At 67.5% G+C, this 22,277-nt stretch carries 15 protein-coding genes; 11 read left to right on the top strand and 4 right to left on the bottom strand.

Features of this window, described 5'->3' with window-relative positions; genetic code table 11:
- Positions 1-9: 9 nt before the first annotated feature.
- Genes GTZ93_RS36685 through GTZ93_RS36640 form a run of 10 tightly spaced genes read left to right on the top strand, consistent with a single transcriptional unit; the run spans position 10 to position 19,469 of the window.
- A complete protein-coding gene (locus tag GTZ93_RS36685) occupies positions 10-2,319 on the top strand; it encodes a baseplate J/gp47 family protein (RefSeq protein ID WP_139921783.1) in 2,310 nt (769 codons plus the stop codon).
- On the top strand, positions 2,319-5,099 hold the full coding sequence (locus GTZ93_RS36680; RefSeq protein WP_139921785.1) for a phage tail protein: 2,781 nt from the start codon (positions 2,319-2,321) through the stop codon (positions 5,097-5,099). Before GTZ93_RS36685 ends, GTZ93_RS36680 begins: the two co-directional genes overlap by 1 nt.
- On the top strand, positions 5,096-6,493 hold the full coding sequence (locus GTZ93_RS36675) for a hypothetical protein (protein WP_161663276.1): 1,398 nt from the start codon (positions 5,096-5,098) through the stop codon (positions 6,491-6,493). Before GTZ93_RS36680 ends, GTZ93_RS36675 begins: the two co-directional genes overlap by 4 nt.
- Before the next feature lie 28 nt (positions 6,494-6,521).
- The gene (locus GTZ93_RS36670) at positions 6,522-7,844 is read left to right on the top strand and encodes a hypothetical protein (RefSeq protein ID WP_139922419.1); all 1,323 of its coding nucleotides are present in this window, start codon (positions 6,522-6,524) and stop codon (positions 7,842-7,844) included.
- A 54-nt stretch (positions 7,845-7,898) separates the two neighbouring features.
- Positions 7,899-9,047, top strand: coding sequence for an IPT/TIG domain-containing protein (locus GTZ93_RS36665; protein WP_139922416.1), 1,149 nt, complete (start codon positions 7,899-7,901; stop codon positions 9,045-9,047).
- 36 nt (positions 9,048-9,083) lie between these two features.
- The gene (locus tag GTZ93_RS36660) at positions 9,084-11,018 is read left to right on the top strand and encodes a hypothetical protein (protein ID WP_139922414.1); all 1,935 of its coding nucleotides are present in this window, start codon (positions 9,084-9,086) and stop codon (positions 11,016-11,018) included.
- Positions 11,011-12,990 carry a hypothetical protein gene (locus tag GTZ93_RS36655; RefSeq protein ID WP_139922411.1) on the top strand — a complete coding sequence of 660 codons (1,980 nt, stop codon included), beginning with the start codon at positions 11,011-11,013 and terminating at the stop codon, positions 12,988-12,990. Before GTZ93_RS36660 ends, GTZ93_RS36655 begins: the two co-directional genes overlap by 8 nt.
- Positions 12,991-13,001: 11 nt before the next feature.
- Positions 13,002-15,065 (top strand): ATP-binding protein, encoded by a 2,064-nt coding sequence (locus GTZ93_RS36650; RefSeq protein ID WP_139922409.1) that lies wholly within the window; start codon positions 13,002-13,004, stop codon positions 15,063-15,065.
- Between the two features lie 6 nt (positions 15,066-15,071).
- The gene (locus GTZ93_RS36645) at positions 15,072-18,434 is read left to right on the top strand and encodes an eCIS core domain-containing protein (protein ID WP_161663275.1); all 3,363 of its coding nucleotides are present in this window, start codon (positions 15,072-15,074) and stop codon (positions 18,432-18,434) included.
- A gap of 6 nt (positions 18,435-18,440) precedes the next feature.
- Positions 18,441-19,469: a hypothetical protein gene (locus GTZ93_RS36640; RefSeq protein ID WP_139918001.1), complete on the top strand. Its 1,029-nt coding sequence runs from the start codon at positions 18,441-18,443 to the stop codon at positions 19,467-19,469.
- Here the strand turns inward: GTZ93_RS36640 and GTZ93_RS43085 are convergent.
- From GTZ93_RS43085 to GTZ93_RS36625, 4 genes are all read right to left on the bottom strand, one after another.
- Positions 19,455-19,580 carry a hypothetical protein gene (locus GTZ93_RS43085; protein ID WP_257979148.1) on the bottom strand — a complete coding sequence of 42 codons (126 nt, stop codon included), beginning with the start codon at positions 19,578-19,580 and terminating at the stop codon, positions 19,455-19,457. The genes GTZ93_RS36640 and GTZ93_RS43085 overlap by 15 nt on opposite strands.
- Positions 19,581-19,746: 166 nt before the next feature.
- On the bottom strand, positions 19,747-20,403 hold the full coding sequence (locus GTZ93_RS36635; protein WP_139918002.1) for a DUF4386 domain-containing protein: 657 nt from the start codon (positions 20,401-20,403) through the stop codon (positions 19,747-19,749).
- Between the two features lie 184 nt (positions 20,404-20,587).
- Positions 20,588-20,980, bottom strand: a complete 393-nt coding sequence (locus GTZ93_RS36630) for a hypothetical protein (RefSeq protein ID WP_139918004.1) — start codon at positions 20,978-20,980, stop codon at positions 20,588-20,590.
- Positions 20,981-21,048: 68 nt separating this feature from the next.
- Positions 21,049-21,213, bottom strand: a complete 165-nt coding sequence (locus GTZ93_RS36625) for a hypothetical protein (protein WP_161663274.1) — start codon at positions 21,211-21,213, stop codon at positions 21,049-21,051.
- A 162-nt stretch (positions 21,214-21,375) separates the two neighbouring features.
- Here GTZ93_RS36625 and GTZ93_RS36620 point away from each other — a divergent pair, with 162 nt between their 5' ends.
- Positions 21,376-22,182, top strand: coding sequence for a hypothetical protein (locus GTZ93_RS36620; protein ID WP_121716814.1), 807 nt, complete (start codon positions 21,376-21,378; stop codon positions 22,180-22,182).
- Positions 22,183-22,277 lie beyond the last annotated feature (95 nt).

The following is a 22,277-nucleotide window of genomic DNA, read 5'->3' as shown; positions in this document are numbered from 1 at the left end:
GAGGCCGCCATGTCACTGACCCTTCCCAACCTGGACGACCGCCGCTACCAGGACCTGCTCGACGAGGCCCTGGCCCGCATCCCGGTCCACAACCCCGAGTGGACCAACTTCAACAAGAGCGACCCGGGCATCACCCTGGTCGAGCTCTTCGCCTTCCTCACCGAGAACCTCCTCTTCCGCGCCAACCAGATCCCGGAGCGCAACCGCAAGAAGTTCCTCTCGCTGCTGGGCATCCCGCTGCAGCCGGCCACCCCCGCCCGGGGGCTCGTCACCTTCACCAACGAGCGCGGCCCGCGTCAGGTCTTCACCCTCAATGCCGGCGTGGAGGTGCGCGCCGGCCAGGTGCCCTTCCGCACCACGCGCGGGCTGGACGTGCTGCCCATCGACGCCCAGGTCTTCTACAAGAAGCAGGTCACACCGGATGCGCAGATGCTCGCCCACTACACCGAGCTCTACGCGTCCTTCAACGCCACGCCCCCCGCCGCCGACCTGCGGCTGTACGCCACCACGCCCTTCTCTCCGCGGGGGACCGAGCCGGTGGACCTGGGCGCGGAGGCGATTGATCGAACGCTGTGGGTGGCCCTGATGCTCCGCGAAGCGGATCGGCCCCGGGCGGGAGAGGACTGGGAGCACAAGCGCGGGGAGGCACGCGAGGCGCTGCTCGGGAAGACCCTCAGCCTGGGCCTCGTCCCGGTGGTGGACGAGGAGGGCAGGAGCGTGTCCCCGGGAAACGGCTCGGCCCCGGGCGGGCAGCCGGCGGTGCTCCAGTTCCAGCTTCCCAGCCTGCCCCCGCGCGGAGAGCTCCCGGGGCGCCCGGGCCAGCGCAACGCGAGCTACCGGTCGCTCACCTCCCTCGAGGTGCCCACCGGGCCCGCCGTGGCCGACATCCCCCTGCCCTCCTCTCGCGAGGAGCTGGAGCTGTGGACGAACCTGGATCCGCTGGAGGCGGGCACGCTGGACTTCCCGCCCGCGCTCGACAACGAGGTGCTGGAGCAGCGCGTCCTCACCTGGCTGCGCATCACCAGCCCGGCGCCGGCCCGGCTGAAGCTGCTCTGGGTGGGCCTCAACACCGCCGAGGTGCTCCAGCGCGCCCAGGTGCTCAACGAGGTGCTGCCCCCGGGCAACGGCGAGCCGGATCAGGAGAAGAAGCTCTCGCGGGCGCCGGTGCTCCCGGGCACGGTGCGGCTCTCCGTCGCGCCGCCCAACGGCCAGCCCGAGCCGTGGAGCGAGACAGACGACCTGATGAGCGCGGGCCCGGAGGTGGCAGTGAGGGGTCCGCGCCTGCCCACGGGAACCACCCCTCCGCGCAACCCGCGGGTGAAGGTGTTCACGGTGGATGCGGAGGCGGGGCTCCTCCGCTTCGGCGATGGCCTGCGCGGGGCCCGGCCACCGTTGGAGGCGGAGCTGCGGGTGGACTACGACCACGGTCTTGGCAGCGCCGGCAACCTGGGACCGGATGCCATCACCAGCGGGCCCTCGCTGCCGGCGGGCTTCAAGGTCACCAACCCGCTGCCCACCTGGGGGGGCTCGGACGCGGAGACGACGCGCGAGGGAGAGAAGCAGATCACCCGCCATCTCCAGAACCGGGACAGGCTGGTGAGCGCCCGCGACTTCGAGACGCTCACGCTGCGCACGCCTGGCGTGGCCGTGGGCCGCGTGGAGGTCCTCCCCGCCTTCCACCCGCTCCTGCCCTCCGACACGCCCGGCAATGCCCCGGGAGCCGTCACCCTCCTGGTCATCCCCAGGAACGAGCCGGAGCCTCCCCCGGCTTCCGGGCCGGACCACTTCCTGGAGGCCATCTCCTGCTGGCTCGCGCCCCGCCGGCTCGTCACCACCGAGCTCTTCATCCTGCGGCCGGCCTACAAGGACATCTGGGTGACCCTGGGCATCGACGTGGTGGCCGGGATGTCTCCCGCCACCGTGCGCGAGAAGGTGAAGCAGGCGCTGCTGGACTTCCTGTCGCCCCTGCCCCCTCCGGGCGTGGAGCTGCTCGAGGACGAGGTGTCGCTCGCCGCCACCCCGCAGCACTCCACCGCGAGCCGGGGCTGGCCGCTGCGCAAGGCCGTGGTCGCGCTGGAGTTGGTGGCGGTGGCCAGCCGCGTCCCGGGCGTGGCGTGGGTGACGAAGGTGCGCCTGGCCCCGAGCGGCGGCGGCGAGCTGGACTCCATCCCCATGGACGGCCTGCAGCTCCCGCGCGTGGCCGGCATCTCCGTAGGAGTGGGTGAAGCCCCCCCGCTGGAGGAGCTGCGGGGCACCAGCGCCCCTGTCGCCGAGCGTCCCTTCATCCCGGTCCCCATCGTCCCCGAGGAGTGCCGGTAATGGACGCCAACGGCACCCGCTTCCAGCTGCTGCTCGGGCGCGACGACTGGGCGCGCTGCCTCCAGGTGGACGCTCCGCCAGGGACGACGCTTCCCCGGCTGGGAGATATCTGGAGCCGCATCGAGAAGAAGGAAGACCCACCGAGCCCGCCCCGACTGGCCTGGGACGCCGAGGCCGCGGAGCTCACCCTCCAACCCAAGCTGTTCCACTTCCTCGCCGCGCCACGCGATGTCGCGCCCGGGCTCGAGGCCCGCCGCGGCGCCGGGCGTGACCGGTACGGCAACACCTATTGGATTGGGGACGACCGGCGCTCGTTGCGGGTGCAGTCGAGCGGCTCGGGAACGGTCAGCCTCTTCTGGCCGGAGGAGCTCCCCTCGGCGGGGCCGTCCCAGGAAGGTGGCTTCGGGCCGGTGCAACCACCCGCGCCACCCGCGCCTCCGCTCCTCTGCGGGCTGGCCGTCACCTCCCACCACTACCTCGTGGTGGGCTCCGTCGAGCCGGCCGGGCTGCTGGTGTTCGACCTGCACGCTGGCGGGCCCCCCCTGCGCATCCTCTGGCCACCCGGAGTGGCCGACCCCTTCGACCTCGCGGCCACGCCCGATGGCGGAGTGCTCGTGCTGGATCAGGACCACCGCCGCTACTGGCGGCTGGACGCGGGCTTCCATGCACTGCCGTCCGGCGCGGACCTCGTCCTGGAGGAAGAGCGGGAGGAGACCTTCCAACCCACCGACAAGCGCTTCCTCCGGAAGACGCTGGCCCGGACCTTTCCCCAGGGCGTCTCACTGGAGGCGGCGTCACCGAGCCCGGCACCCGGTCCCATCGCCATCGAGGCGCTGGCGGACGGACGTGTGCTCGTCCTCGACCGCGGCGGCACGGACAGCCGCGTGCTGCTGTACAAGGACGGTGTCCTCCAGGGGAACCCCGTCCCCCTCGTCTTCGTGGGCCACGACTTCGCCTTCCTCCCGGCAGGGAGCGACGGCTCCGGCCCGGAGGCGACAAGCCAGATCCTGGGACGGCTCTACGTCGTCTCCGCGGAAGGCAACCAGACGTTCTCCTTCCTCGTCGAGGAGAAGAAGGCGGCCCCCGGACAGCTCCTCCTCACGCAGAGCACCGACTACTTCCCGATGCGCCTCTTCGGCGGCAAGGCGCTGGTGACCGGGCAGGGGCGGCTCTTCTACGACTTCCCCGACGGCTTCATTCCCCTCGTGCCCCAGCGCCGCCCGCGCTACGAGACGGAGGCCGTCCTCCTCACGCCCATCTTCGACGGACGCACGCCCGACTGCGTCTGGCATCGCCTGTTCCTCGATGCCTGCATGCCCCCGGGCACCTCCGTGCAGGTGCGCAGCCGCACGGCCAACGAGCTCGCGAAGGTGGAGCTCGCGCCGTGGAACCCGGAGCCCGGGTTCAATTACCTGCGCTCGGATGGCTCGGAGCTGCCCTGGGTGCCCCCCCCCTCCGGTGAGCACCGCGGCACCTGGGAGCTCCTCTTCCAGCGCGCCCGCGGCCGGCACCTGCAGGTCGAGCTCACCCTGCGCGGTCCCGGCAACGCCACCCCGCGCGTCCAGGCCCTGCGCGCGTACTACCCGCGCTTCTCGTACGCCGAGCGCTACCTGCCCGCCATCTACCGGCAGGAGCCGGACGCGGCCAGCTTCCTGGAGCGCTTCCTCGCCAACATGGAAGGCTTCTTCACCACCCTGGAAGACCGCATCGCCGCGGCGCAGGTGCTCTTCGATGCGCGCACCGCCCCGGCCGAGACGCTGGACTGGCTGGCGGGATGGTTCGGCCTGGTGCTGGACCCCGCCTGGGACGAGCCCCGGCGGCGGTTGCTGCTCCGCCACGCGGTGGACTTCTTCCAATGGCGTGGCACGCCGCGCGGCCTGCGCATGGCGCTCCGGCTGGCGCTCGACGACTGCCCGGACGAGTCCATCTTCCAGGAGAAGGAGCCGCTGGGCTCGCCCATCCGCATCGTCGAGCACTTCCGCGCGGTGCAGGTCGCGGCGGTGCCTCAGCCCCAGGCCAGTACGAGCGGCATCCGCGCGGTGGTGGTGCGAACACGCTGGGAGCCCTCCCAGGGCGGCGCGTCCCTCACCGAGCGCTACCGGAAGGCCCTGGCGGAGGCCGGGCTCTCCCCGGAGCCCCAGCGCTTCCCCCTGCAGGCGCCCGAGGACGCGGGCGCCGCGGAGGTGTGGCACACGTTCAGCCGGACGGTGCTGGGCTTCGTCCCCGCCTCCAGCCCCGAGAACGAGAAGCAGTGGCGGCAGTTCCTCGCCCGGCGCTACCGCCGCATGGGCGAGCTGAATGGCGCCTGGGGCACGGGCTACGCGGACCTCTCCCAGGTATCGCTGCCATCCACGCTGCCCGGGGATGGGGCTGCCCTGGTGGACTGGTACCAGTTCTCCAGCGTGGTGCTCCCCCTGCTGCGCGCGGCCCATCGCTTCAGCGTGGTGCTGCCCGTGCCTGGGGGGCAGACCGCGGAGCAGCACCTCACGCGCAGGGAACAGGCGAGGCGCCTGGTGGAGCTGGAGAAGCCGGCGCACACCGTCTTCGACGTGAAGTTCTACTGGACCCTGGTCCGGGTGGGCGACGCACGCCTGGGCGTGGACACGCTCGTCACGCTCGGAAGCCGCGCGCCAGAGCTGATGCTGGCGATGGTGCTCGGGCGCGGGCACCTGTCCGAATCCTATCTGGCCGCGGGCCACCCGCAGGATGTCGCCGACCGGCACATCCTCGGGAGAGACCGGCTCGCGAGCATTCCGACCCACAGGAGTGATCTCCGATGAGCACATTCGGCGCCGTCTCCACGGCCGCTCGGCGCGCCCCGATGGACCCGACCAAGCACGTCAACTACGAGCTCGGCATGGTCCTGGGCGTGGACGACTTCACCCAGGAGTTCGCCTACCTCTCCGAGCGGGATCGCTGGCTGGCGAGGGACCTGCTGGGCTACGGGACCGTCTGGGGCCTGGCGGTGACGACGGGCCTGGGCACGCGCGGCCCGGAGGCCCGGGTCTCCCAGGGTGTGGCGGTGAGCCCGCGCGGCCAGCTCCTGCGGGTGGCGCCCGCCCAGTGCGCGTCCCTCGACGACTGGCTGAGGACACGCACCCAGGAAGTGACGGATCGGCTCTCGGGATCGCCAGAAGGCACGCCGCTCAAGGTGTACGTCGTCCTCGGCTACGACGCCTGCACCACGGACCCCGTGCCCATTCCGGGCGAGCCCTGTCGCTCCGAGAGCGACTCGATGAAGGACTCCCGCATCGCCGACAGCTTCAAGCTGGAGCTGAGCTTCGAGCCGCCCAGGCAGTTCGAGGAAGATGCCCTGCGGGACCTGGTGCGCTGGCTGCGCGCCCACGTCCAGGTATCGCCCACGCCTGGCACCTCGCTCCCGCTGAAGGACTTCCTGAAGGCACTGCGAGACGCGGCAAAGCCCGCCCCTCCGGTGGACGGAGAGCCGGTCCCGCCCCCCCCTCCACCGGGGAGCCCGCCGGCCCCACTGCGGGATCCACCTTCCCCCCTGGTGGTGCTCGCGGACGACCTGTGCACCTATCTGCGCGCGGCGCTCCGCGTCTGGGTGACGGAGCTGTGGCCCGGGCGGCGCACCAACTGGCTGGGCGAGACGAACAGCTGCGTGGAGCGTCTGCCCTCCGCACCGCCCGGCGGCGAGGACTCCGTGCTGCTCGCGGAGCTGGGCCTGCCGGTGGTCCGCGAGCTGGGTGGCGGGCCGTGGAAGATCTCCTCCCATCTCGAGGAGCTCGTCATCGAAGAGGGTCAGCGCCCCTTCCTGGTGCACCTGCGGCTCCTCCAGGAGTGGCTGCTCTGCGGGCTGCGCCCCACCGAACCCACCGCACCCACGTCAGGGGTGTCCGTCGTCGCCGCGGGCCTCGTCCCGCCCACGCCACTCGCCCCGTCGTTCAACGGGCTGACCACCACCGCCACCGATGATGGCTCCGTCACCCTCACCTTCAAAGACTACCGGGACCCCACGGACCACGGGTTCCAGTACGTCGTCAAAGCGCTCCTGGCCTCCTCGAACCTGGTGAACGCGCCCGCCGTCACGTTCGGCGGATTCCAGGCCAAGGGCTTCGTCCTCAACGTCTCCGACGAGGGGAAACCGGTCCCCCGGCAAACCCTGGCCCAGCTCCAGCTCATCGTCGAGGTGAGCCGGTACGAGCACGAGTGACGCGAGCCATCCCAAGGAGAGCCAATCCATGTCCCTGACGCTCGATACGCCTCTCAAGCTCGACGTGCCCTTCCTGGAGGACGGCATCCGCTCGACCCACTTCTTCAACGGGCGGCTGCTCTCCGGCGAGGACCTGAGCCAGGAGCAGCAGGCCCGCGACGGGGGCCTGCAGCAGCTCGGCCGCGCCCTGGGCGAGGGCATCGCCAGCGGCCTGCGGGTGACCGCCCCCATTGGCGGCAGCACGAGAACGGATCCGATCGTCACCGTGGAGCCGGGCGTGTCCATCAACCGCCTGGGCCAGGTGCTCGAGCTGCGCCGTCAGATCCGGGTGAACCTGCGCGAAGGCGCCGTCGAGGGCCCCCTTCCCGCGCCGGTGGGCCCGGGCGGATTCAAGGCGTGCGAGCGGCCCGCGGCGGGCATCCATGTGGCCGGCACGGGGGTGTACCTGCTGGTCATCGCTCCCGCCGAGGGCCGCGAGGGCACCGCGGTCGTCAGCGGCCTGGGCAGCATCGACGCGCCCTGCAATGCCAGGCGGCGCGTGGAGGGCGTGCGCTTCCGGCTCCTCCGGCTGGATATCCGCGACGCCGACCTGGCGGACACCGCGCGCCTGCGCAACCGGGTGGCCCACCACTGCTTCGGCACCACGGACCCGAAGGTGCTCGGGGCGCTCGTCCACCCCTTCGGGGTGCCCCCGGAGAGTTACGGGCTGCTCGATGCGCATCGCCCCCTCCGGCTCACCGCCTGTGACGTCCCCCTGGCGGTTATCCACTGGGAGGACGGGTTCGGATTCCGCTTCGTGGATCTGCACTCGGTGCGCCGCCGCCCCACGCGCATGCTGGACACCGGGCGCTGGTGGGCGCTGGTGGGCGATCGCCGGGACAGCGAAGCCGAGGCCCGGTTCCTCCAGTTCCAGGAGCAGATCGACCAGCTCGTCCAGGACACGCCGGAGACGGTGAGGGCCCTGGACCACTTCGAGTATCTCCCGCCGGCCGGGGTGCTCCCGCTCCGGCACAAGGCCTCGCGCGGCTTCGACTCGGCGCGCTTCTTCCAGGGGCTCACCGTTCGCGGCCCCATGTTCATCGAGGGCGCGCGCTTGGAACCGCTCCTGCGGCAGGCCCGGTCCTCTCCCTCCATCGTGCTCGAGCGGCCCGAGCACGAGCTCATCTGGCTCTACCTCGTCCGGGAGAACGTGCCGCCCTCGCCCGCTCCCGGACAAGAACCTCAGCCCTACCTGGTCTTCGCCAGCGGGCACCTCGCGTACCAGGGTGATGCCCGGTTCGACGTCGCACGGTGGGACTTTGCCCACCACGCACTGGACGTGCCCGCCCCAGGAGCGCGCACGGGGGGCTGATGGCCCTTCTTCCCGAAACGGACCTCGCCAGCAGCCTACAGGAGAGACAGACCCATGCCGTCACCCATTCAGAAGGTGAACCCAGGCGACCTCATCACGTCCGAGTTCATGAATCACCTGCTCGACCGGATCGACAACCTGGAGGAGCGCGTCGCGCGAATCGAGTCCGAGGGCGCAGCCTCCGGTGCAGTCGTCATCCTGGACATCCTCCCCGAGGGAATCGTGAGGGTGGGAGACGAGATGCGGCTCATCGGTCGCAACTTCGGCCTGCGCGAGCTGATCGTCGTCACACTGGCGGGCAAGCGCATCGAGCAGTTCAAGTCCGGCAGCGATTCCACACTCGTCTTCGACGTGCCGCCCATCGTGGGCATCAATGAGCAGGGGCAGCCTGTGTTGTTGACGCTGAACAACCCGCAGGGCTTCGCCTCTCAGACGGTCATGCTGGCGAACAGGCCCCAAACTCTGCCCAAGGGAGAGATCCACCTCTCGCTGTCCAAGCCGCCAGCGGGGAAACTCATACCGGACGGCTCGACCTATTCCTTCGTCTTCGCCCTCACGGCCTTCAGCAACATGGACGAGACCTTCATCCTCGAGCCAAGCCTGGACGTGGGCTGGCCAGTGGCGGTGGTCGGCCCTACCGGGGCGCTAGGACCAAAGGCCGAGTTCTTCATTCACCAGGGAGGCTTCCCCGAGGGAACGAAGCTGAGCGTCACCGTCCAGGTCACCATTCCCAGCACTGCGTCGATAGGCACGCTGGCACACCTACAGCTGACCTCCAAGTCCAAGATCAATCAGGAATTTATCAATAGTTCGGCGAGCCTGCCCCTCATCGTAGGTGAGGCTTCGTCGCCCGCGCCTGCGTTCTCGGTGAGCCTCATCAGTGTCAGAGAAGGCTCGGTGCAGGGGGAGTTCGTCGTGGTGCCCGCCGACACACCCGACTTCCTCCTATTCAGAGCCGATGTGCCCAAGGGCTCCTATTCCATCAAGCTCGCAATCTCCAAAAACCCTCACGACCTCTGGAAAATCGAGAGCCGGATGACGCCCCCAGATTCGTTCACCGCGGACCAACCGGGGTTCGTCGACCTCAATACGAGGCTCACGGGCAAGACCGGCGCCGAGGCCACAGACCTGGTGGTGACGGTCATATCCACAACCAACCCCGCTGTGTTTGGCGAAATGATCCAACGGATCAAGCTGGCCTGAGAATCACCCATTCCCCTCACAAAGGAGCTGCACGCCATGAACACCCTGAGGATGAGAAGCTGGATAGGCAACCCCCTCCAGGTGCTCCTGCTGATAGGCTTGGTGGCGGCACCAGCCGAGGTGCTCGCGCAGAAGCTCTGTTTCCGAGACATCACCGGGCTGCCCGGTACTCCTGCCACGCCCAGCATCGACGGTGAGGTGAACGGGGACCCTGGGTGGAACAATGCGTTTCGCTATGTCTTCGAGAACGGAACGAACGGCCCCCACGCCGCCGTCCAGGGGTTGCGCAGCGCCACCGATCTCTACCTCTCCTTCGAAGTGCAAAATGATCCGACCGTGGACAACGCTGACGTCATCGTCCTGACGTTCAACTCCGGAGCGATGGATGAGTTCCATCGCATCCACATCTTTCCGTTCCCTCCAGGCCTGATGCATGGCCCAGGACAGCCGGTCCGGGAGCTCGCCTACAACATGGGGATGTCTGACGACGGAGCCACGGTCACCTGGGGCGAGAAGACCCATCCCGGCTGGATCGAAGCGCGCCGCGCCTCATCCGATGCGGGAGCAGGATCCCTCAAAAGCTGGAACGTCGAGATGCGAATCCCAATCAACAGGTTTGATGGAAACAGCATCGGCCTGCCCCAAGGCGTAGACTTCAGCTTCTTCTTCGCCATCCTCCGCGTCGACACGACGCGCACGCCGACGAAGCTCAAGGACACGGTGTCCCCATTCCGGTGGCCGCCCACTGCCCCAATACCGGCATTCTGGGACCTCGATCTGTCGACCCCGTCAGCGAATACGTGGGGCCTGGCCAACCTCGGCGGCGGCGGCTGCGGGGGCGTGTTCTTCGGGTGGAATGACATCGAGACCGACAGAAATCCGACCAGCAAGATCAGCTTGGACAAGCCGAACAAGTTCTCGGTCACCCCGCACAACAACTCGGCGGACCCAGCCCAGCAGGTCAGCGCCACCTTCAAGATCGCTAACTTTGGCATCTCGGCTGCGGGGTTCGCACCCTGGGCTTTGATTGGGGCCACTCCCGCGCGGGACATCCCCGCCAACACAGCGAATACCAAACTCGAAACCGGACCATGGGTGCTCAGCGACAAACAGAAAGAGGAGTACGACAAAAGCGACGCAACCAGACACCAGTGCATCTATGTGGAACTGGATGCCAAGCCGGGGGCGGGGAAGGTTGTGAACTTCGTCAACCGGAGCGCCTCTCGGAACATGGATTTCGGCCTGGGCTCTGTCTACAAGCGCACAGCCACCATCGACACCCGGGGCTTCAGTCAGCTCGTTGACGCGAAACCCCTCCCAGGATGCAAGCCCGTCTACCGGATGGAGCTGGTTACCTCACCCTCTGTACGCGAGCAGCTTGTCCGTACCCCGGAGGGTCTCCAGCACCGCGAGGAGATGAACCTGCTGTATCACGGATACATCCAGACGGACCGTATCATCCGCATCAACCAAACAGACTACCAAGAGAGCCTCCCAGTGGCATCGTACGGCTACGCCGTCGTGCACACGCGGCCCGCGACCCCGGAGGAGGAAAGATCGGACACGGCCCGCGATACGCCAGTGGTTACCCAGAAGGCTCTCACGGCTCCCGCGCCAAAGCTCTTCCAGCCCGAAGAGCTCATCCCTGGCCACCACTGGAAGCTCGATACCACCCTCCAGGATTCCTCCCGCCCTCCCACGCCACCGAACTGTCCCGGATTGAAGGTGACCATCCCTCCCGCCGGCCGCCCCGGGGAGGGCCCGAAGAGCCAGGTGATCACGATGGAGATCCCCCAGGATGAGGCCGTGCTGCTCGGCACCCGGGCCGAGTATCAGGACAAGCCGACACACCCCCCGCTCAGCGGCTGCGGGTGCAAGCGTGCAGGACAGACAGCCGGATCCACGGCCATGCTCGGGCTGCTCGCGCTCGGCTTCCTGTCCAGCCGGAGGAGGCGCGGCAAGAATGAATGAGAGGGGGGAGGTAGGCAGGGACGTCATTGGCCGTCTGACGCTGCGAAGCAGCTCCGACGAACCGCTCTCCGCTCGCTTGAAGCTGGGGCGCCTGCTGAACACTGTCCACCTCTCCCCGGCGGGACTCCCGCCCTCGGCCATTGTCTGCATCCGCCACCTGCGCGATCCAAAGCCCGGTGCGCTGTCGCTGCGGCGGCACGCCCTGGGCCCTCCGTCCGACTGGGAAAGGGCCCTCCAGCAGGCGCTGCGCGAGCGCCTCTCCCAGGCCGTGCGTTCAGCCCTCGGCGCCGTACCCGCCAACGCAGAGGCCGTGCTCTTCGCCGACCCCGCGGAGCTCCTGGCCTGTCTGGCGAGCGAAGTCAGCCAAGGCACCGCCGCTACGCACTGGTGGTGGCGAGGCCTGTTCCCCGGCGCGGACCTGGCACGAACCGTGGTGGCCGAGTGGATGCGTCAGCCTGAGTACGTGCCAGCCGCGCTGGAGCTCGGCACCCGGCGGGGCGAGTCCCAGCCAGTGCTTGAGCTGTTCACCGAGGACGAGGCCTGTACCCTTCTCACCCGGGTGGTCCAGGTCCATGGGCTGCCAGGGCCGCTCGTCGCGCAGGCTGTCTTCAAGGCTCCTGTAGCCGGCGGGGAAATGACGTCATCCTCCGGCCCCAGCCCTGCGCAGGAGCGCACAGTCGCGGGGACTGACGCGGCCTTCGCGCCATGGGAACCCTGGGCGCCAGAGGTGCGCATGCTGGGGCTTGGGCGGCAAAGGCAGACACTGCTCGGAGTGGCGCTGATGCTTCGACGCGCGCCCACGGAGGTGCGGCGCCCGTCCTTCGTCGCCAAGGTGATGGACTGGCGTGATGCCTCTCCTCGGACCGGGGTCCATACCCTGCCACGGCCGCCTACGCGCTCCGTACCGACCACCTCCGAGCACCCGGCTGCGCAGGCGCCCATCTCAGACAGGCGTCCGACAGCCCGGCACGACAGGGACGCCCACGCGGAGACGGGCCTCCTCGACATCAGCTCTGGCCAAACACAGGAACGGCCTGCCGTCCCACCAGCGCCCCACGCCTCCCGTCCGCCAGCACCCGGGCCCGCCACGGTCCCTGGCCTCGCCCCCGCGACGTCACTCCCACCGGAGTCGCGGGCCTCCACGACCTCCAGGCGCTCCGCGCCAGAGCCCGCCCAGCTCCCCTCCTCCACCTTCCCGCATCCTCCGGGCCGTGGATGGGGGCTGCCCATCTCCACGAAGCTGGGCGGCGTCTTCTATCTGGTCAATCTGAGCCTCTTCCTGGAGCTCTATGGGGACTTCACGCAACCGGCGCGCCCTGGCCTTCCCTTCTCCGTCTGGGACTTCGTCGCGCTGCTCGGCCGCCGGCTGCTCACGGACCCCATGCCCACGGACCCCATGTGGCGGGTGCTGGCCCGGCTCTCCTCCCGCGAGCCGGGCGAGGCTTTCGGCAACGCATTCGAGCCACCGGACACATGGCGCATCCCAGCAGGCTGGCTGAGCGCCTTCCGCCCACAGGAAGCCACTGAGTGGACGTGGGACCTCGAAGGTGGGCGGCTGCGTGTGCGCCATCCCGAGGGCTTCCTCGTGCTGGACGTGCCATGCGAAGGCGAGGATGCCGAAGCCCAGGTGCAACGTGAGACGGCCCCCTATTCCCAGGTGGCCGCGTTCACGCTGGCTCGCACCGGCTTCCCCCTCCCGGTCGCACCGGAGGCCAAGCACCTGGAGCAGTGGCTGGGTTGGCTCGAGCCCTACGTCCGCGCCCGGCTGGCGCGTGCGCTGGGCCTGGATGACGCGGAGGAACTGGAGCGCACGCTGCTCCTCCACGAAGCCCGGCTCCACGTGACGGAGAGCCACGTGGACGTGGTGTTCGCGCTCTCACAGCTCCCGCTGGCCGTGCGCATCGCCGGGCTGGATCGGAACATCGGGTGGATTCCGGCCGCCGGGCGCCACCTCTTCTTCCACTTCGAGTGAGCGGAGGCGCCATGACCGACCCATCGATCCCCGCTCCACCTTCCGACGCCCTGGAGCACTTCAAGCTGTACTTCTTCGCCGCCGCCACGCGGGTGCTGGCCCGGGCCGCGCGTGTGCTGGACGGCGAGGATGCGCTGCTCGCGCGCTTCCCCTTCCTGACCCACTACCGCGCCGAGCTCACGGCGCTGGGCATCAGCACGCTGGAGCTGGAGGAAGGTCGCGATCCCTGGCCCGAGGCCATCGCCGCGTGGGAATCGGACCTCTCCGGTCACCTGCCCCTGCGAGCGCTGCGCGAGGCGGCGGAGCTGGACCACGAGGCGCTGACGCTGCTGCTGACGGTGGGCATGGTGGAGGAGGACGCGCGCTTCGGGGCCTTCTTCTCCGCTCTGCAGGGCACTCCGGGCCTGCACCGCCCTACCCTGGGTCTGCTCAACGCGGGGTGGCGCGGCGAGGAGGACCATGGCCAGGTGCGCGCCCGGCTGAGCCGCCTGGGCGGGCTGGGCCTGGTGGAGGTGGCCAATCGGGAGGCGCCTCGCTCAGAGTGGGCGCTCCATGTGCCCGGCCCCATCTGGGACGCGCTGCGCGGCGAGGTGCCGGAGACGCTCACCCCCTGGATGCGACACCACGGCCTCCCGGTGCTCGAGCGCGATGAGCCGCTCCTCATCCCGGACGCGCTCCGGGATGCGCTCGGGCGCCTGCCGGCGCTGCTGGCTTCAGGCGAGGTCCGGGCGCTGCTGGTGCGCGGCCCGCGACACAACGGCCGGCGCACCCTGCTGCGCTCGGTGGCGCGCGCGCTGGGCCGTGGCGTGCTGGAGGTGGAGGGCCCGCGGAAGGCGGACGACGAGCGCTGGCGCATGGTGGGCGCGCTGGCCACGCTGCTGCACGCCCTGCCGGTGGCGCTGCTGGAGCCAGCCCCGGGAGAAACGGCCGAGGTCCCCCTGTTGGCGGGCCTGAGCGGGCCGCTGGCCGTGGTGCTGGGCCAACTGGGGGGCGTCTCCGGCCAGGGCGTGGACCGCGCGCTCACGCTGTCGGTGGACATGCCCGCCCCCGAGGAGCGCGCACTGCACTGGGAGCGAGGCCTCACCGGACGGCCGTGCTCCAGCCTGGGGGAGCTCAGCACCCGCTTTCGCCTCACGCGCGGCAACATCCGGCGCGCGGCACGGCTGGCACAGGCCCACGCGGCGCTCTCCGGGCGCGAGTCGGTAGGCCCCGAGGACGTGCGTGAGGCGGGCCGCGCCCTGAACCGGGAGGCGCTGGACACGCTCGCCGTGCGCCTGACCGCGATGGGGGACTGGGGTCAGCTCGCCGTGGGCGGCGAGACGCTGCGCGAGCTGCGCCTCCTGGAGACGCGCTGCCGCAACCGCGAGCGGCTGGCGGGGGCCGTGAGCGACACGCTCGCGCGCCAGCTCACCCCGGGCGTGCGCGCCCTCTTCCAGGGGCCGAGCGGCACGGGCAAGACGCTGGCCGCGCGTCTCATCGCCTCGGCGCTCCAGCTCGACGTGTACCGGGTGGAGCTGTCCTCGGTGGTGAACAAGTACATCGGCGAGACGGAGAAGAACCTGGCCCGCATCTTCGCGCTCGCCGAGGAGCTGGACGTGGTGCTGCTCTTCGACGAGGGCGATGCGCTCTTCGCCCGGCGCACGGGGGTAGGCTCCTCCACGGACCGCTACGCCAACCTGGAGACGAACTACCTGCTCCAGCGCATCGAGTCCTTCGAGGGCATCCTCCTCGTCACCACCAACGCGGCGGACGCCATCGACCCGGCCTTCCAGCGGCGCATGGACGTGGTGGTGGACTTCCGCGCGCCGGCCCCCTCCGAGCGCTGGGCCATCTGGCAGCTGCACCTGCCAGCCGCGCACGCGGTGGACGCGGGCCTGCTGCACGAGGTGGCCGCGCACTGCGACCTGAGCGGCGGACAGATCCGCAACGCGGTGCTGCACGCATCGCTGCTCGCGCTGGAGGACGGCGGCACGTTCAGCTCGGCGCACCTGGAAGCCGGGGTCGCGCGCGAGTACCGCAAGGCCGGTGACGTGTGCCCGCTGCGCCGCCCTGGCGCGACCTCCCTCCGAGGCTGAATCCCAATGCCTTCCACCCGAGCTCCCGCCCGAGGTCCCGCGGCCGCCCCCGAGCGCGCAGCGGCCCCCCTGCGCCCGAGCAGGGGTACCACCTCCGTGGATGCCCCCGGCGGCGCGGCCATCAGGGTGAGCAGCGAGGCCAGGACGGAGCCTCGTCTCCGCAAGGTCATCGAGTCCCTCCAGAAGCGGGCGGCACGCGCCAGCACACTCACGGGACCAGGCAGCGTGCCTGGAGCGCCAACGGGAGGAGCGCCCCTTGCGCCCAGCGTCCGAGACACGCTCGAGAGCACCCTTCAGACGGACCTGCAATCCGTCCGGGTGCACACGGGAGCCCGCGCACAGGACGCGGCGGCGAGCCTGTCCGCACGGGCCTTCACCTTCGGGAATCATGTCTTCCTGGGCCCTGGTGAGCGGGCCACGGATGCCGGCCTGCTGGCGCACGAGGCCGCCCACGTCGTGCAACAGCAGGGCGCCCCCGTGGTGCAGCGCTCGGCGCCAGGGCAAGGAGGGGCCCACGAGCAGGAAGCGCAACGGGCCTCCGAGGCCGTGGGGCGTGGCGAGCCGTTCAACGTGCGGGAGCGGACCAGCGGCTTCCGGGCGCAGCGATTGGGTATCGGCAATCCGCTCAACTACTTCGCTGAGAAGGCGAACAACATTCCCGGCTTCCGGATGTTCACCGTCGCCCTGGGAATGAACCCCATCAACATGACGCCGGTGGACCGGAGCGCCGCCAACGTCATGAGAGCGGCGGTGGAGCTCATCCCCGGCGGCGCGCTCATCACCGAGGCCCTCAACAACCATGGGGTCTTCGACCGCGCTGGCAGCTGGGTCGAGCAACAGATCCGGTCGCTGGGGCTGAATGGGAACGAGATCCATGCGGCGCTGACCCGGTTCGTCGAATCACTGAAACTGGCCGACCTCCTCGACCCGGGCGGGGTGTGGGAGCGTGCCCAGCGCATCTTCACCGAACCCATTCAGCGCCTCACCGGGTTCCTCGGCGGGCTCGTGAGCGGCATTGGCCAGCTCATCAAGGATGCCATCTTGCGGCCGCTGGCACGGCTGGCGGAGGGCACCCGCGGCTACGACCTGCTCAAGGCGGTGCTGCGCCAGGATCCGATCACAGGAGAGCCTGTCCAGGCCGATGCCGAGGCCCTGATCGGCGGCTTCATGAAGCTGATTGGTCAGGAGGAGACCTGGGAGAACCTCAAGCGTGGCAACGCGGTGGGCCGCGCGTGGGCGTGGTTCCAGGGGGCGCTCGGCGAGCTGCTGGGCTTCGTCCGGCAGGTTCCCGGGCAGTTCCTCTCTGCGCTGCGCTCGCTGGAGATTGCCGACATCGTGCTCCTGCCGCGCGCCTTCGCGAAGGTGGCGAGCGCCTTCGGTGGGTTCATCGGGAGGTTCCTGAGCTGGGCGGGGAACGCTGTCTGGAACCTGCTGGAGATCATCTTCTCCGTCGTGGCGCCGAAGGTGATGCCGTACCTGCGCCGCGCGGCGGCGACGTTCCGGACGATCCTGCGCGACCCGATTGGCTTCATCGGCAACCTGGTGAAGGCGGGGCTCCAGGGCTTGCGGCAGTTCGCGGGGCGGTTCCTCACGCACCTGCGTGCGTCACTGATTGGCTGGCTCACCGGGGCGATGAGCGGGGCGGGCATCTACATCCCGCAGGGATTCACGCTGGTGGAGGTGCTCAAGTTCGTCCTGAGCGTGCTGAGGCTGACATGGCAGAGCCTCCGCCAGAAGCTGATGCGCGCCGTGGGCGAGCCAGCGGTGCGGGCGATGGAGACGACGTTCGACCTCGTCCGGACGCTCGTCACCCAGGGGCCGGCGGCCGCGTGGGAGCAGATCCAGCAGAGCGTGTCGAACCTGCGCGACATGGTCATGGAGCAGGTCATGACCTTCGTGCGGGACCGGGTGGTGCAGGCGGCCATCACGCGCCTGGTGACGAGCCTCAACCCGGCGGGCGCGTTCATCCAGGCAATCATCGCCACCTACAACACGGTGATGTTCTTCGTGGAGCGGATGAGCCAGATTGCCCAGGTCGCCGCGTCCGTCATCGACTCGCTCGCCGCGATTGCCAGTGGCGCGATTGGTGCCGCGGCGAACCGTGTCGAGCAGACGATGGCCGGGCTGCTCACCCTGGTCATCAGCTTCCTGGCGCGCATCGCGGGACTCGGGCGGGTGAGCGACGCGGTGACGAACGTGATCAACGCCGTGCGCCAGCCCATCGACCGCGGGTTGGACCGGGTGGTGGATTGGATTGTCGCACAGGCGAAGAAGCTGGGACGGTTCGTCGCTCAGGCGGGGCTGCCGCAAGACCCGGCCCAGAGGTTGCAACTAGGAATGCAGACCGCAGTGGCTGCAGTAAGGAGGCTCGCTTCGGGACACGTGAGCCGTGCAATGATTGACCCTGCGCTCGCCGTAATCAGGCTCAGATACGGCTTCAAGTCGTTGACGCCGTTGCTAGAGGGCGGTGTCTGGCAGCTCGAGGGGGAAATCAATCCCAAGACGAAGCTCACCACCGAAGTCAAAGAAAACCTGCTTAAAGAGGCAAGGAATCAATTCCTCGCCACCTTCAAGTCCGGAGAGCTGAATAAGTTCCTACAAACGGAGGGAAAGCTCGGTAGAACAAGTGCAGTGACGCTCATGTCCTCCTGGGAGGGCACGGTGCTCTTCGTGTCCAGATCTCGCGCAGGAGACGCCGCGCCCATCATGAGCTTCAACATCAGGCTCATCCCCAAAGACGCGCGACAGACTGTCAGAGAAAATAGGACCAGCCTTACCAACGAGGAGCAAATAAGGTCATACCGGCCAATCGTGGCAAGCATCCTCGGTGCCGACATCGCAACTCGGTACGACACAATAATCCGTGCCGACGACTATCGCGACCGGATGCGAGTCGCCATTGCCGGAAAATTCATGAACAATCTGCCAGGCCTGCACGGCGTTTTCGAGAGCGGGACGATTCCATCGAAGCACAACCAGATCAGAGGACACATCTTCGAACTCTGGTGCGAACAGAATCTCGGCATGTCGCGCCCTGGCCCCATCTTCGTTATAACAGACGCCGAAATGATCAAGAAAATCAAGCGCAACCAGATTCGGGCCGACGGAGCCATCGGCAATGCGTTGGTCGACAGCAAGGCAAGGACGTCGAGAAAGGCACCAAGCAATGAAGACATGAGGCAAATGGACTGCTACGAATACATCATAAATCAGCCCAAAAACAAGGTCATCGACTCTCAAGCCAATACGATATACCCAGGTCCGTATCGCAAGGTAATCTACATCTTCAGCACTCCAGATCTCATTCCCTACTGGCTACCCGTGCTTGAGAAACGCATCACCCAGGGCCGCGTGACGGCTCGAGCCTGACAAGCGATGAACTACTATCTTCAAATCAAACTACAAGACAACGTCCTACACGAACTAGGCACGAATGAGAGCAGGCTTCGCGCATTGACGCCCCGGCTTGATGAATTCGACCTATTGCGAGACCTGAAATATTTCAAGCCCAAGAAGAAAGACCGATTTGTGCCATTCTCACAATGGTCAGAAATCAAACAGGCACCCAGGGACTATGTCCACATTGCCAATTCTGAAACGCCAGAACGGGCGACCAAGTCATTGGAGCTAAACATCCTGTTCGATAAGATTTCTCTCGAAGTCGCGACCACAGACCAAGGCCGAGAATCCTACCAGCAACTAAAGGATAATCTTGAGCGTTTCTGCTCACTGACCGTGGAGTGCGCGATCGCCCTGGGCGCGTGGAGTGGCATTCGTGTCTTGGGGGTCAAATACAAGTATCCCCAACCGCCACGGAGCATGGTATCGATTCCGGACGATGCAGTGCTTGACGTCATCAACACCAGACCGGCGAGGCCGATGGCCGAACTGGCTCGCTTGCTGGACGCGCTTCGTGCGGAACCCCCTCGCAATGCTTCCGTAAAAAGCTTGGGTGCTCACATGATTGTCGACTGGTTGAATAGACCCTCGGCTGAACCTAACAGGGTGGCCGAGGCCATGTCGTCACGACTGTCCTGGTACTACGAGCATGTCCCTTTTCAGAGAATGGAAGACTACAATGAGCTAGGGGATGAGATGGTTCTCCTGTTCAAGCCAGCCAAGGACCCATTTTATACGTTTTATTTTCCTTTCAGTGGTTCGGCCTACAAGGCCCTCGTGGACCTTCCCGAGGATCTTCAGCAGGATGAGTCGATCGCTTCAATGCTTCGCGACATGAAGAAGGGCAAGACGAAGGGTGGGCGCAGGTTGTCCTCTGTCACCCTTATCGTCCCATCCAGAGAACAGGCAATGAAGCTCCGCGAGCGAGCGCAGGCGCTCGGGTTCGCAGGGACGGCGTATCCTGACAAGGGTAGCCTCTGGAGCCCGCATTCAGACGGGGAATGAAGAAATCAAGGACCGGAGCCGCATCACCAGCACCTGGAACTTCGTGACCTCCTGCTGCGGCCCCGCGATGAACGCCAGGTCCGCGCAGTTGCCATCGGCAGCCTGTCCCACCGGCTGCCCCGCCTGCGTGAACTGATACCGCTCCCCCCACGCTGGCGCGCACCACGATGCTCACGGGGCGGGCCCTTAAGGACGACGGTCTGCTCCACCTGCATCGGCGTGAAGTCCGAGTCGCCGAGCCGTATCCGCAAGCGCATCGCCACGCGCGGCAAGCAGGCTACGCCGCGACGGCAGGCGTGACCGTCCGGCCCCCCCTGGTGATGAGCCAGCCACCGAGGAACAGCTCGAACAGGCCCCCGGGCCCGGAGAAGAAGATGCCCCACGGCAGCCCGAAGAGCTCGAGCACGGCCCCCAGCGCCAGGAATCCGTAGCCCACCGCGCCCACCAGCGGGAGCAACGCGGGAAGAAGCCGCGAGCGGTACAGCGACATGCAGAACGCCACGCTGCCGGCCCCCAGGATGATCATCGCGATCTGGTACGCCCAGAAGTTCCCCTTCGACAGAAGGTTGAGCAGGGGCATCCACTCCGGCGTCGTCTGCCCTTGCGCGGAGTCTCCGAGCTGGAGGATGCACAGCAGGAACACCACTCCGACGATGAGGGTCAGCGCCTCCATCACCCGCGTGCAGACATACGCGACGGCGATGCCCGGGCTCCGCTCGCGGAGGATGGGAAAAAACAGCACGCCAATTCCGACGACGAGGAGGGAGTTCAACAGGAGCAGCAGCGCTCCCCCGACGAACAGCGTCCTCTGTTCGGCCAGTTGCTCCGGATCCTTCAGGGCGGAGGTGACGAGCGCGGTGCCGATTCCGTAGGCGAAGAACGGAAGGAGAAAGAGGACTCCCAGGGAACGGGAGTGATGGCGGGAGATGTTCATCGCGAGGGCTCCAGAACGTTCAGCGACGTTGTGGCCTCCAGACTGGCGGGGGGCGCCCTCGACCGCATTGATGAGGATCAATAAATGGGCAAGGTTCCGCTTCAGGCGCAGGAGGTGCCTTGTGAGGAGGTACGCGGTCCGCTCCGCGTACCCCGAGCGTGCAGCAGAGAGCTGGCGCCTCACTTCACCGCGATGGCGGCAAGGCGCCCATTGCTCCCGGCGATGAACAGAATCCCATCCCTGTCCACGGCCAAGCGCCGCCAGTGGGGTCTTTCCACACGCGCATCCCCACGCGGAGGTCCAGCGCGTACGTGTTCGAGAAGGTGCTGACGAGGATCAGACTGTACATCAGAACGGTCTCCCCTTCCGGCGTACCCTCTGGCGGCACCCAGGTCCAGAGCAGCGAGCCATCCGCCTCGGCATGCGCCTCCACCTGGGGGCCGTTGAGCACATACAGCACGCCGTCCGAGACCGTGACGTTGCCCGTGAAGGCAGCCTTCCGCGTCCACCCCATCCACCGGTTCAGCATGCCACCGATGTACGCGAAGACCTGATTGTCGGCGCCTGCGGGGTCCACGTGTCATCGAAGGTGGCTCCGACGAACCACAGCTGCTCTCCGCTGGTCGCATTGAAGCCATACATGGCCTAGCCTGCCATGAACACGATCTCTCGGCTGGTCACGGGGGCGTTATAGCGACCCCACTGGTTGCCATACCCGCGCTGGAACCGGATGTCGCCGTTGGCGGCATTGACGGCGTAATTGAACACGTTCAGCTGCTTGCCACCATGGTAGTGGGTGACGAAGATCAAGCCGCCGCCTTCGGCGACGGGGCCTGGTCTCGAGGCCCGCAGCCACCCACGCGCCAGGCCTTGGAGCGAAGGTTCGAGGAAGCGCAATCCCTGACGCCGAACACACCGTACTGGCAGCCAGCGCCGTTCCAATGTGCTCCCCTCAAAGGTTCTCACGATGACGTGACATCCTTCTTCTCTTCCACCCTGTCGGACACCGTGTCCGCATCCTTGTTGGTGTCCACCGAGGCGGATCATGCCCATCATGTGACGATGGATACGGAAGTCGTGGTGGCGCTGATTGCAGCGGCGGCCGGCCTGTTCACGTCTGGATGGACCCTGCATCGCCAGGACGCGTCCAACCGGAAACTTGCCCTGCTGCAGAACAAGTTCACCCAGGAAGCAGCGACGCAACAGCGACAGTTCGCCGCGAAAGAGCACCTGGAGAAATACAGGGAACCGCTTCTAGCGACCGCCGGAGACCTATTCCACAGAATCCGGAACATCCGGGAGCATGGCTTCCTGGTGTACCTCCGCTCAAACAACGAGCAACGGAGCCGCATCGCCCTGCTTGGCACGCTCTATCGGTTCGGCAAGTACTGGGCCGTCGTAGACGAGCTATACCGCACGGTCAACATCCTCCGCTTCCAGACCGAGGAAGAGACCAGGAGCGTGGATCTGCTCCTTTCTGAGATTGGCTCCACATTCGCGAGCGACCAGATCGATAGAGACAGATTGATGGTGTGGCGCGAGGAGCAACGCGCGATCGCCGAAATGATGCGGCCAGATGAACGGGCGGATGCTCTCGCGGTCATCGGGTTTTCTTCTTTCGTCGACAAATACCCGACCCGTCTCGAGTCCTGGTTGTCGGCTCTCGAACGAGACCTTCGGACAGAGGGGATCGAGGGGAGTAAGCGGCTGGAGAAGTTACAGAACCTTCTGGGTCAGCTCGTGGAACAACTCGAAGCCGGAAGGGCCTACGCAGCCTGATTCTCCCGTCGTGGTTCGGAACAGGCTTCCAAGAAGGAGGCGAAGGCGGAACCGAAGGCGCTTGCAGACAAGAACGCGCTGACCTGCAAGGAGGC

Source organism: Corallococcus exiguus, from assembly GCF_009909105.1.
Classification (GTDB): domain Bacteria; phylum Myxococcota; class Myxococcia; order Myxococcales; family Myxococcaceae; genus Corallococcus; species Corallococcus exiguus.
Note: the sequence above shows the minus strand (reverse complement) of the source record. Positions and strands in the feature narration are given on the sequence as shown.